The organism is Sphingomonas faeni (genome assembly GCF_023195535.1).
In the GTDB taxonomy this organism is placed as follows: domain Bacteria; phylum Pseudomonadota; class Alphaproteobacteria; order Sphingomonadales; family Sphingomonadaceae; genus Sphingomonas; species Sphingomonas faeni_B.
In genome coordinates this window covers 136720-148760 of the sequence record NZ_JALPNF010000001.1, presented here as the reverse complement: position 1 = coordinate 148760, position 12041 = coordinate 136720, and the positions used below count along the sequence as shown (strand labels likewise).

Genomic DNA, 12041 nt, shown 5'->3' with positions numbered 1-12041 from the left:
GCGAGTTCAAACGCGGGGAACGATCGCCTCGAGCCGAGCTGGCGGAAGCAGGACGTGGTCGCCACGTCCCGCAATCGACGGTCGGCCTTACCGCGGTTTCGGCGCCCACATTGCTACGTCCTGACCGCCGAATATCTGTGAGCGCGGCAAATCGAAGATGAAATAGGGGTTCAACATCGGCGGCGCGCCGATGGCGTCGAGCCGCGCCTGCTGATCGGCGCTGAACCGGATTTCAAGCGCGGCGATGTTCTCCCGCAGTTGCTCGGGCCGGCTCGCGCCGACGAGCACCGACGATACGCCCACGCGCCCGGCAACCCAGGCCAGCGCGACCTGCGCCATCGGCCGACCGATCTCGGCGGCAACCGACCGCAAGACATCGACGACGGCGAAATTCGCGGCCGTGAACAGCATGCCGCCAAACGGATTGTCGCCATTCAACCTGCCGTCGCTGGCGCCCCCTGCCCCTGCCCCTGCCCCTGCCCCTGCGCCCGCCCCTGCACTGTCCCCCGCTTCGTCGCCCGCGCGATCAGGCAGACTGCCTGCAGGCCCCGCATCAGCCAGCTTCTCGCGGCCGTATTTGCCGGTGAGCATGCCTGCTCCCAAGGGACTCCATGCCACCAGTCCCAGCCCGAGCGCCTGTCCGGCCGGAATCACGTCGAGTTCCACCCCGCGGTCGATCAGCGAATAGGCATATTGCAACCCGACTGGCTCCGGCAGGCCGTGCGCGCGGGCAAGCGTTGCGATCTGTGCGGCGTACCAGGAGGGGGCGTTGGAAAAGCCGTAATACAGGATGTCCCCACGCCGCACGGCATCGGTCAGCGCACGCAGCACTTCCTCGGCGGGAGTCGTTCGATCCCAGACATGCGTCCAGTACATATCGATGAAGTCGGTCCCCAACCGACGCAGCGACCCCTCGATTCCGTCGCGGATATTGCGTGCGGAATTACCGCCGGCAAGCGGCGTACCCGCGACGCGCGGGAAGCCCGACTTGGTTGCGATGACCATCCGTTCGCGATTGCCGTGCTCGGCGATGAACCGGCCCAGCATCTCTTCGCTTTGCCCACCCGAATAGATATCCGCCGTATCGACGAAATTGCCGCCGGCCTCGACATAGGCGTCGAAGACCGCCCGCGACCTCGCCTCATCGGTGCCCCAGCGTCCGGCGCCGAACGTCATCGTACCGAGCGCGAGCGTGCTGACCGCAAGGCCGGAGCGGCCTAACGTGCGATAGGTGGAAAGAGTCATTGCTGTAGCTCCCGAGAGAATGTGCTGGCAGGATAGACCGTCTCAGCCGAGCGAATTATCCCCCATTTCCAGCAAGGGCTCATGAAGATTATGCAGCAATGATGCGGGGCGATCTCGACGACCTGGCGGCCTTCGCAGCGGTCGCACGCGCGCGCAGCTTTACCCGTGCCGCGGCCGAACTCGGGATGTCGCCCTCTGCGCTCAGCCACGCGATGCGCAGCCTGGAACAGCGGCTGGGCGTGCGCCTGCTCGCGCGGACGACGCGGAGCGTCGCCCCGACCGCCGCTGGCGATCGCCTGTTGCGGTCGCTCGATCCGGCGCTGGCCGAGCTCGCGCGCGGCTTGTCGGCGCTCGCCGACTGGCGCGGCGTGCCATCGGGCACGATCCGGCTCACTACCTTCGGATCTGCGGCGCGGACGGTTTTGGCGCCGACTTTGCCGGGCTTCCTGCGCGCGCATCCCGAAATTTCGGTCGAGGTCATCGTCGAGGACCGGCTCGTCGATATCGTGGCGGGGGGATTCGATGCCGGCATCCGGCTTGGCGAAACGGTCGACCTCGACATGGTCGCGGTGCCAGTCGGCCCGCAACTGCGTACGCTGGTGGTCGGCACGCCCGAGTATTTCTCGACACGCCCCCTGCCTGCCGTTCCGGCCGACCTGGAGAGCCACACTTGCATCAACTACCGACTGCTGGGCGGTGGCGGGCTATTGCCGTGGGAGTTCGAGCGCGATGGCCGCGACATCAGGGTCCGGCCGCGCGGGCAGCTTATCGTGAACGACGAGGTGCTGACGGCCGCGGCGGTCCGCGCCGGTGCAGGCCTCGGCTATATGCTGGAACACGACGTGGCCGCCGAAATCGCCGACGGTCGGCTGATCCAGGTGCTCGACGCCTGGTGTCCGCGCTTCCCCGGCTGCTACCTCTATTATCCGAACCGACAGGTCACACCCGCACTGCGCGTCCTGATCGACACCCTGCGGTGGACGCCCGAGGCCTGTTCGGACGCCGATCGATGAACCCCGACCGGCATGACGGCGCCAGCATCTACCGCCCGTGATCTGTTCGGCGATACGTGGCGCCGGACAATCCGGCGCCACGAAACGCTTCACGGCATCAATACGGTGTCGACCACATGGACCACGCCGTTCGACTGCATCACGTCCGCCGTCGTTACGGTCGACGTTCCACCCTTGGCGTCGGTCAGCACGATCTTGCCGTTCGTCACCCGCGCGGTCAGCGCCTCACCCTGGACGGTGGTGAGCGACGCCTTGCCGCCCCCGGCCTTGATCGCCGCAAGCGCTGCCTTCGCCGTGATGGTACCGGACACGACGTGATAGGTGAGAATGCTTGCGAGCTGCGCCTTGTTCTCCGGCTTCAACAGCGTCGCCACCGTCCCGGCCGGCAACTTGGAAAAGGCCGCGTTCGTGGGCGCGAACACCGTGAACGGGCCGGGACCGGACAGGGTCTCGACCAGATCTGCCGCCTTCACCGCGGCGACCAGCGTGCTCAGGTTGCTGGCAGCGGAGGCGTTCTGAACGATCGTCTTGTTGGCGTACATGGCGGCGCCGCCAACCTTCGGGTTAGCGGCAACCGCAATAACCGGCACCGCTGCCGAGAGCGCGAGGCAAACGCCCAATGTGCGTGCAATCCGTGATGTCATCGTGATTCTCCTAGCATCCTACATTCCCGTTTGCCCGCCACCGAACGTGTTCGGGACCTCGAAACGACAGCCTGGAGCGCAGTCACAGCGCCTTCTTACAGGGCGCTAGATAACTCACTGTCAGCCTGTCAGCGGTCTCGCTATCGGGGGGGCCGCAGGCAATACGGACTAAAGGACCGGTTCGATCGATCGAGGGTGCGACTGCCGACCTCGATCCGGCTGGCAAGGGAAGATTTGTGTTGATCGAGCGACGTCAGTGCCGAAGGATATAGTCCAAGGTCCGTATCGTGACCCAATCGACAAGGGCTTAGCGGCACGCGGTGGATTACCGGGGTTTCACAAGCAGCAGTGCCGACCGCCTGCAACATCGGTCGCGCACTGCGGCAATCGGTGACCTTGATGCCGTTCGCTGCAATCGTGTCGACGGTCATGCCCCCGCCAGCGCCGCTCGGACGTTCCAGTCGCTCGCCACCATCGCGGGGCCGTATCTGCGGCTATCGTGCCGGATCGAAAATCAGTTCCTGCAGAGTTGCAGACCCTCTTCTGACTTCCAAGAAAGACGACCGTCATGACCCGCCAGCGCGCTATCGTAATCGGATCGGGGATCGGCGGCATCGCCTGCGCGATCCGCCTGCAAAGCCTCGGCTTCGAGACGCAGGTCGTCGAGCAGCTCGCCGATGTCGGCGGCCGCGCCTATGTCCGCCGGGTCGATGGCTTCGTCTTCGATATGGGGCCGACCGTGCTGACCGTCCCGCATTTCATCGAGGAGCTGTTCTCGTTGGAGCGCGACGCGGCGATGCTCGACGAACCGGACTTTCCACCGTCGGTGCTCGCTGAGGGTAGCCGCGTCGTCTCGGGCGCAAGCGGTGGTCCCAACACGCAGCGCTATGTCGACATCGTGCCGATCCTGCCATTCTACCGGATCTATTTCGACGACGGCACCTTCTTCGATTACGACGCCGACCCGGTCAACGTGCGGGCGCAGATCGCGCGGTTGGCCCCTGAGGACCTCGACGGCTACGAACGCTTCCACGAGGCCGCACGGGCGATCTTCGAACGCGGCTTTCTGGAGCTAGGCTATACCTATTTCGGGTCGCTCGGCTCGATGGTCGGCGTGCTTCCCGACTTGTTGAAGCTCGGCGCGATCCAGCCGCTGTTCTCGCTGATCTCGAAATATTTCAAGAGCGACAAGATGCGGCAGGTGTTCAGCTTCGAGCCGCTGCTGATCGGCGGCAATCCGCTGAAGGTGCCGGCAATCTATGCGATGATCCACTTCGTCGAGAAGACCTGGGGCGTGCATTTCGCGGTTGGCGGCACCGGCGCGCTGGTCGCGGCGATGGTCCGCAAGTTCGAGGAATTGGGCGGATCGGTGCGGCTGAACGCCAAGGTCGACCGGATCGACGTCGAGAAGCACGGCCGCAAGCGCGTCGCGACCGGCGTGACGCTGGCGAACGGCGAAACGCTGGCGGCCGATCTGGTCGTCTCGAACGCCGACTATGCGACGACCTACCTGAAGCTCGTCGACAAGGCGCATCGGCGGATCAATCGCGATACGCTGGTCAAGTTCCGCAAGCAGAGCATGTCACTGATGGTGATCTATTTCGGCTATCGGATGCAGGACGGCGACCCCGATCTGCGCCACCACAACATCATCCTCGGCCCGCGCTACGAGGAGCTCCTGACCGATATCTTCGAGCGCAAGATCCTCGCCGACGATTTCTCGCAATATCTCCACATCCCGACGATCACCGACCCCAGCCTCGCGCCGGCCGGGCACCACGCCGCCTACACGCTGATCCCGGTCCCCAACAACCAAAGCGACATCGACTGGGATGCGGTCGGCGAAGGCTTTGCCGACACCGTGCTGAAATTCCTCGACGAGCGCGGGTACATCCCCGGCCTGCGGGAGCGGATCGTCCATCGCAGCTTCGTGACGCCGGATTATTTCGAAGAGGTGCTGGGATCGCATCTCGGCAACGGCTTCGGGGTCGAGCCACGGATGACGCAGACCGCGTTCTTCCGCCCGCACAACCGCAGCGAGGATGTCGCGAACCTCTATCTTGTCGGCCAGGGCACACAGCCCGGCGGCGGCACGCCATCGGTGATGATGTCCGCCAAGATGACCGCCCGAGAGATCGCGCGCGACTTTGCGGTCGATCCGCGGATCGTCGGCGGCGTGCCTCGCGCGCGCGTCCACGATCGACCGCTGGCGATGGGACTGGAAGAAGTCTGAACAGCCGCGGCTGGCTTCACTTACGGGCGTCTGACAGATCGGTGGACTGCTGTTCGTCCGTCGGGTTCGGACCGGAGCCGCCGCCCGTTCCCATTCCGCCGCCCCCGCCGCTACCGCCGCCTCCCCTCGCCGGCTCCGCCTTGCCTTGCTCGCCTTTCCCTCGGCCGCTTGAGCCCGAGGGTCGCGTCGGACCTTGTGCGGGCAACGCCAGGTCGCGGGGGATGGGATCGAGATCCAGGGCTTCGCGGATGAAATCGCGCATCGACACGACCAGCGCGTGCGTCGGCACGGGGCGTCCGGCCACGAGTTCGTGCGCGGCCTGTGCGGCAAGCCGGACCTGCTCTTCGGTGCCGAGGAGAATGATGTCGGACAGCGCGGCCTCGACGGCGTCGCGGATCCGGCGCGTACGGTCGGAACCGGTGCCAGCCGAGCCCAGATCAAGTGCCTCCGCGTCCTGTTCCGCCGCGACTTCGCTCCGCTGGCGCTGGTCGCGGCGGTGCGTCGGGTCGACCGTGAGCGTCCCCGTGAACGATCCGCCCAATGTCTTGTAGGCGGCGATCAGCGTCCGCAGGCGTTCGTTGATCTGGCGGTTGGTGCGCTCGCGGCGTTGCTGGATCGTGACCATGGTCAACAAGCGGATACCAACGCCGATCAGCGTGACGAGCGCCAACCCGAACATGGTGGCGAGCAGGCTCTGCCAGGAACTGAAATCGATGGTGCGCAACGGCGGGTTCTCCGGGGTCGTCAGATCAAGGTCAGACGCACCGTCGCATTCAGGTCCCGCTCCGGCAAGTTCGTCAGCATGACCGTACCACCGTTACGCCGCGCGAGGATGCAGGCGATCATCGAGTCCACGTCGAGCAACGGCGGCGGCGCGGTGAAAAACTCAGGGTGAAGCGATCCTCTGCGCGCGCGTCGATGCAGACGTCGACCTGAGCGGCGCGCCGTGTCATGGCTGCGCGTTCTAATCTCCGGGGGAATGTCGAATGGTCCTGGTGGCCCTGCTGTCTTTGCCGTTCGCGGCTGCGGTGATGCTGGCGCTGAACGCCGGCGCGTCGCGTCGTGCGCACATGGCGATCGCTGCGGGAGCCAGCGGTGCAGGGCTCGCGTTGCTGCTGGCCGCGGCACCCGGCGTGCTCGCCGGTACGCCGATGACCGCGCGGATCGGCTGGATACCGGCGCTCGGGCTCGATTTCAGCCTGTGGCTCGATCCGCTGGCGCTGCTGTTCGCAGGGCTGATCCTGGGCATCGGCCTGCTCGTGGTGATCTACGCGCAAGGCTATCTTGCGAAGACCGAGCCGACCGGGCGCTTCCTGTCGTTCCTGATGCTGTTCCAGGGCGCGATGGTGGGCATCGCGCTGTCGAGCAACATCCTGCTGATGCTGGTGTTCTGGGAGCTGACCAGCCTCTCGTCCTTCCTGCTGATCGGGTTCTGGCGCGATCGGGCCGACGCGCGGCAGGGCGCGGGCATGGCGCTTGCGGTCACCGGCGGGGGTGGTCTCGCGCTCATCGCCGGGATGCTGTTGCTCGGGCAGGCAGCGGGCTCGTACGATCTGGCGACGATCCTCGATCGCGGCGATATGGTCCAGGCCTCGCCGCTCTATCCCGGCATCCTGATCCTCGTTCTCCTCGGTGCGTTCACCAAATCGGCGCAGTTCCCCTTCCACTTCTGGCTGCCGCACGCGATGGCGGCGCCGACTCCAGTCAGCGCCTATCTCCATTCGGCCACCATGGTGAAGGCCGGCGTGTTCCTGCTCGCGCGGCTGTGGCCGGTGCTGGCCGGGACCGAGATGTGGTTCTACCTCGTCGCCTCCACCGGCCTCGTCACGATGCTGTTCGGGGCGGGCGTCGCGCTGTTCCGCAACGACCTGAAGGCGATCCTGGCCTATTCCACGATCAGCCAGCTCGGCCTGATGGTCATGCTGCTGGGCTTCGGCACGCCCGCTGCGGCGTCGGCGGCGATCTTCCACATCCTCAACCACGCCGCGTTCAAGGCGGCGTTGTTCATGAACGCCGGTATCGTCGATCACGAGACCGGCACGCGCGACATCCGCCGGCTCGGCGGCCTTGCCGCGCTGATGCCGATCACCGCGACACTGGGGACGCTCGCGGTCGCGGCAATGGCGGGCCTGCCGCCGCTCGGCGGGTTCATTTCCAAGGAGATGATGCTCGAGCAAAGCGTGCATACCGTGTTTGCGGGGCAGGCGCTGCTCGTGCCGCTATTGGCGACGATCGCGGCGACGCTGTCGGTGGCCTATTCGCTGCGCTACGCGACCGCGCAGTTCTTCGGGCAGCGCCGCACGGGCAAGGCCGCGGCACCGCATGATCCGGGAGCCGCCATGCTGGCCCCGCCCGCCTTGCTGGTCCTGATCGCGATCGCGCTCGGCCTGCTGCCGATGACGATCGCCGGCCCGCTCGTCGCCGCAGCCACGGCCGCGGTCGTCGGCGGCCCGGCCCCCGACCTGCATCTCGCACTGTGGCACGGGATCAACCCGGCGCTGGCGATGAGCGTCGCCGCCGTCGCGATCGGCGCGCTTCTGCTATGGCAACGTGCATCGATCGCGGCATGGCTCGACCAACGGCCGGCGATCGATGCGAAATCGCTGTTCGATCGCGCGATGGCGGCGGTCGTCGGCACCACCCGCCGGGCGACGCTCGCGCTCCACGTCGCCTCGCTCCAGCGCTATCTGTTCGCGCTGTTCGCGGTGGCGACAATGCTGGCCGTCGATGCGGCGCGGACTCCGGGCGGGTTTGCCGCAGGGATGCGCCCGACGCTTCCGGCCTCGCCGGTGGCGATCGTCGCGTGGGTCGCGCTGGTTCTCGCCACGCTGCTCGTGGTCGTCCGCCAGCGACAGCGGTTCCTGGCGCTGGTGTTCATCAGCGTCATCGGCCTCGTCATCGCGCTCGCCTTCGTCCACCTCTCCGCCCCGGATCTCGCCTTGACGCAGGTCGCGGTGGAGGTCGTCACGATCCTGCTGCTGCTGTTGGCGCTCAACCTGCTGCCGAAGGCCCCGCCAAGCCTGTCGAGCACGCCCCGCAAGATGCGCGACGCCGCGCTCGGGATCGTCGCGGGTCTCGGGACCGGATGGGCGGCCTGGGCGATCATGACGCGGGAGACGCGCGACACGGTGTCGTCCTATCACTGGGCGAACAGCTATTCGGGCGGAGGTGGTACCAACGTCGTGAACGTGACGCTCGTCGATTTCCGCGCCTTCGATACGCTGGGCGAGATCATCGTGCTGGGAATTGCCGGGCTCGCGATCTTCGCGCTGCTCGAACCCGCAGCGCGCGGCATTGCCGGCCGGCGGCTGCGGGAATGGCGCGCGGACATGCCGCATTCGCCGGAGCGTCATCCGATGATGTTCGTGATGGCGACGCGGTTGCTGATGCCGCTCGCGCTGCTGGTCGGCCTCTACATCTTCCTGCGCGGTCACAATCAGCCCGGCGGCGGGTTCATCGCCGCGCTGGTCTTCTCGATCGCGATCCTGCTCCAGTACCTCGCCTCGGGCTTCGACTGGACCGACGAGCGCCGCCGGATCGGCGAGCATCCGCTGATCGCGTTCGGCGTGCTGATCGCCACCGCGACTGGGCTCGGCTCACTCGCCTTCGACGCGCCGTTCCTGTCGAGCAGCTTCGGCTATTTCCACGTCCCGCTGGTCGGCGAGGTCGAGCTGGCGACCGCGACGCTGTTCGATACCGGCGTCGCCTGCGTCGTCGTGGGCGCGGTGATGATGGCACTGGCGCAGCTCAGCCACGTCGCCCAGCGCGCCGCGCGCTATGCCGAGGTCAATGACGAAACCGACATGACCGACCGGGAGGCGGTGCGATGAGCCTTGAGTTCCTGATCGCCAGCGCAATCGCGGTGCTGGTCGCGGGCGGCGTCTATCTGTCGTTGCGCGGCCGGACCTTCCAGGTCGTCCTGGGGCTGACCCTGCTGTCCTATGCGGTGAACCTGTTCCTGTTCGCGATAGGCCGGCTGGTCGTCGATCGTCCGCCGCTGTTCGCCAAGGGGGTGACCGAGCATGCAGATCCGCTGCCGCAGGCGTTGGTGCTGACCGCGATCGTCATCACCTTCGGCATGACCGCGCTCGTCGTCATCCTGTCGCTCCGCAGTTTCCTCGAGAGCGGTTCGGATCAGGTCGACGGTCTTGCCGACCCCGCGAAAGACGAGAGCCCGTCATGATGGCGATCGACCAGCTGGTGATCGCGCCGGTCGTCATTCCCGCGATCGTCGCGCCGCTCGCGCTGCTGGCGATGCGCCGGCGTCGCCGCGTCGGCGTGGCGCTGTCGCTCGCCGGGTGCGTCGCGATGCTGATCGCGGCCCTCATGCTGTTCGGCATCGCGCAGGACGATGCGATCCGCGCTTATCCCCTCGGCGGCTGGCCGGCGCCGTTCGGGATCGTGCTGGTGCTCGACCGGCTGTCCGCGATGATGCTCGTGCTGGCGTCGGTACTTGCCCTGGTGGTGATGATCCATGCGATCGTCACCGCCGTCGATCGCAAGGGCTGGCATTTCCATCCGATGTTCCATTTCCAGCTGCTCGGTCTCAACGGCGCGTTCCTGACCGGTGACCTGTTCAACCTGTTCGTGTTCTTCGAGGTCCTGCTGATCGCCTCCTACGGGCTGATGCTGCACGGGCAGGGATCCGCGCGGCTGAAGGCCGGGGTTGCCTATGTCATCGTCAACATCGTCGGGTCGGCGCTGTTCCTGATCGCGCTCGGGCTGCTCTATGGCCTGACCGGCACGCTCAACATGGCCGATCTGTCGCGCCGGATCGCGTTGCTCGGTGCACAGGACCAGGGCATGATCCGCCTTGCCGGCCTGCTGCTGCTGACCGTGTTCGCGCTGAAGGCCGCGGTCGTGCCGCTCCATCTGTGGCTGCCGCGCACCTATGCGGCGACGACGCCGGTGGTCGCGGCGCTGTTTGCGATCATGACGAAGGTTGGGGTCTACGCGATGATCCGCACGGTGCCGCTGATCTTCGGCGAGTCCGCAGGCGCCGCGGCGTGGGTGCCGGCGCCCTGGCTGCTACCCGCCGCGGTCCTGACGGCGGTGATCGGATTTGCGGGCGTGCTCGCCGCGCGGGCGATGCGCGAGCAGGCGGCCTTCGCGATCCTCGGGTCGACCGGCACGCTGTTGCTCGCCGTATCGTGCTGGACGCAGGCCACCACCGCGGCGGCACTCTTCTACCTGGTCCACGCGACGCTGGCCGGGGCGGCCTTGTTCCTGGTCGCCGATGCGACGCTGCGGCGGCGCGGCCAATATGGCGACGCGACCGCACCCAGCCCGCGTTTCGCCGATCAGCAGGCCACGGGGCTGCTGTTCCTCGCGGCGACCATCGCTGCCGTCGGCCTGCCGCCGCTGTCGGGCTTCGTCGCCAAGCTGTTCATCCTCCAGACGACGTTTACGGCACCCGCGTGGGTGGCGATCTGGGCGACGGTGCTGGGCACGACGCTGGTCGGCGTCATCGGCTTCGCCCGCAGCGGCAGCGCGATCTTCTGGAAGGCGGCCGCGTCCGACGCCGATCCGATCGCCGGCGCAGACCGGTCGCGAGCCGAAATGGTCGCGCCCGCCGCGCTGATCGCGCTGCTCGCGCTCCTGACGCTGGGCGCCGGCTGGGCGACGGAGCAGACCGAGCAGACCGCCGCGCAGATCTTCGCCCCCGACCGGTATAGCGCCGCAGTACTGGGGGGAGGGCCAAGATGATGAAGCGCCTCCTGCCGCATCCCGCTTTGTCGATCATGCTCCTGATCGTCTGGCTGTTGATGGCCAACACCGTCACGGTCGGCGGAGTCCTGCTCGGCACCGTGTTCGGGCTCGTCCTGCCCAAGTTCACCGAGCCGTTCTGGCCGGACCGCCCGCGCGTCCGGTTCGGGCGCGCGCTGCTCGGCTATTGCGTCATCGTCCTGTTCGACATCGTCGTCGCCAATTTCCAGGTCGCGCGGCTGATCCTGTTCCGGCGCAACCGCGATCTGCGCTCGCGCTGGCTGGTCGTCCCGATCGCGCTGAGGACGCCGGAGGCGGTCACCGTGCTCGCCGCCACCATCAGCCTGACACCGGGGACGGTCTCCTCCGACGTGTCCGCCGACGGCCGGTCGCTGCTGGTCCATGCGCTGGACGTCGGTGACGAGGCGGCCGAGATCACGCGGATCAAGACCCGCTACGAGGCGCGGCTGCAAAGGATATTCGCATGATCGCCATCGCGCTTGGGATCGCGTTCGGGTGCGTCGCGCTCGCGCTGCTCTTCAATGGCTGGCGACTGCTCAAGGGGCCGGCGCTCGGCGACCGGATCGTCGCGCTCGACACGATGGTCATCAATGCGATCGCGCTGATCGTGCTGGTCGGCATGTCCGGCGGCAGCGACACCTATTTCGAGGCGGCGTTGCTGCTCGCGATGGTCGGGTTCGTCAGCACCATCGCCTATTGCAAGTTCATCCTGCGCGGGGACATCGTCGAGTGAGCACGCTGGTCGATATCATCGTCGTCGCGCTGGTCCTGCTCGGCGCGACCTTCGTCCTGATCGGCAGCTGGGGGCTCGTCCGCCTGCCCTCGACGATGGAGCGACTGCACGGCCCGACCAAGGCGACGACGCTCGGGCTCGGCTCGCTGCTGCTCGCGTCGGTGGTCTATTTCCAGGGGCGGCTCGGCATCTGGACGGCCCACGAACTGTTGATCGCATTGTTCCTGTTCATCACCGCCCCGATCTCCGCCAACATGATCGCGAAGGTCCATCTTCATCGTCGGCGGATCGGCGCGATCGAGGAGCCCGACGGCATCGCCGGCCCCCCGCCGCGCCCAGCCGGCGAAGGCGACTGGGCGACCTTCGAAGCACCGGAAAAGGACACGCAGGCATCGACCGCCAATAGCTGATCGCCCAGCCGCGCTGGGACCCATCCCGCCTGATTA

11 protein-coding genes are annotated in these 12041 nt (G+C 67.0%); 8 read left to right on the top strand and 3 right to left on the bottom strand.

Annotated elements, in window-relative coordinates; all coding sequences use genetic code 11:
• Positions 1-87: 87 nt before the first annotated feature.
• Positions 88-1245, bottom strand: coding sequence for an aldo/keto reductase (locus tag SPHN_RS00630; RefSeq protein WP_248520558.1), 1158 nt, complete (start codon positions 1243-1245; stop codon positions 88-90).
• A gap of 98 nt (positions 1246-1343) precedes the next feature.
• On the opposite strand from SPHN_RS00630, the gene SPHN_RS00625 reads away from it, so the two are divergent.
• Positions 1344-2258, top strand: a complete 915-nt coding sequence (locus tag SPHN_RS00625; RefSeq protein WP_248520557.1) for a LysR family transcriptional regulator — start codon at positions 1344-1346, stop codon at positions 2256-2258.
• Between the two features lie 89 nt (positions 2259-2347).
• On the opposite strand, the gene SPHN_RS00620 is transcribed toward SPHN_RS00625, so the two are convergent.
• On the bottom strand, positions 2348-2902 hold the full coding sequence (locus SPHN_RS00620) for a fasciclin domain-containing protein (protein ID WP_248520556.1): 555 nt from the start codon (positions 2900-2902) through the stop codon (positions 2348-2350).
• Positions 2903-3470: 568 nt separating this feature from the next.
• On the opposite strand from SPHN_RS00620, the gene crtI reads away from it, so the two are divergent.
• Positions 3471-5135 (top strand): phytoene desaturase family protein, encoded by a 1665-nt coding sequence (gene crtI / locus SPHN_RS00615; protein ID WP_248520555.1) that lies wholly within the window; start codon positions 3471-3473, stop codon positions 5133-5135.
• A 16-nt stretch (positions 5136-5151) separates the two neighbouring features.
• On the opposite strand, the gene SPHN_RS00610 is transcribed toward crtI, so the two are convergent.
• Positions 5152-5859: a hypothetical protein gene (locus tag SPHN_RS00610; RefSeq protein WP_248520554.1), complete on the bottom strand. Its 708-nt coding sequence runs from the start codon at positions 5857-5859 to the stop codon at positions 5152-5154.
• A 262-nt stretch (positions 5860-6121) separates the two neighbouring features.
• On the opposite strand from SPHN_RS00610, the gene SPHN_RS00605 reads away from it, so the two are divergent.
• Genes SPHN_RS00605 through SPHN_RS00580 form a run of 6 tightly spaced genes read left to right on the top strand, consistent with a single transcriptional unit; the run spans position 6122 to position 12005 of the window.
• Complete coding sequence (locus SPHN_RS00605) at positions 6122-8965, top strand: monovalent cation/H+ antiporter subunit A (RefSeq protein ID WP_248520553.1); 2844 nt, start codon at positions 6122-6124, stop codon at positions 8963-8965.
• Positions 8962-9318, top strand: a complete 357-nt coding sequence (locus SPHN_RS00600; RefSeq protein WP_248520552.1) for a Na+/H+ antiporter subunit C — start codon at positions 8962-8964, stop codon at positions 9316-9318. The genes SPHN_RS00605 and SPHN_RS00600 overlap by 4 nt, the downstream gene beginning before the upstream one ends.
• On the top strand, positions 9315-10841 hold the full coding sequence (locus SPHN_RS00595; RefSeq protein ID WP_248520551.1) for a monovalent cation/H+ antiporter subunit D: 1527 nt from the start codon (positions 9315-9317) through the stop codon (positions 10839-10841). Before SPHN_RS00600 ends, SPHN_RS00595 begins: the two co-directional genes overlap by 4 nt.
• Complete coding sequence (locus SPHN_RS00590; protein ID WP_248520550.1) at positions 10838-11329, top strand: Na+/H+ antiporter subunit E; 492 nt, start codon at positions 10838-10840, stop codon at positions 11327-11329. The genes SPHN_RS00595 and SPHN_RS00590 overlap by 4 nt, the downstream gene beginning before the upstream one ends.
• A complete protein-coding gene (locus SPHN_RS00585; RefSeq protein ID WP_248520549.1) occupies positions 11326-11595 on the top strand; it encodes a K+/H+ antiporter subunit F in 270 nt (89 codons plus the stop codon). The genes SPHN_RS00590 and SPHN_RS00585 overlap by 4 nt, the downstream gene beginning before the upstream one ends.
• Positions 11592-12005: a Na+/H+ antiporter subunit G gene (locus SPHN_RS00580; protein WP_248520548.1), complete on the top strand. Its 414-nt coding sequence runs from the start codon at positions 11592-11594 to the stop codon at positions 12003-12005. The genes SPHN_RS00585 and SPHN_RS00580 overlap by 4 nt, the downstream gene beginning before the upstream one ends.
• Positions 12006-12041 lie beyond the last annotated feature (36 nt).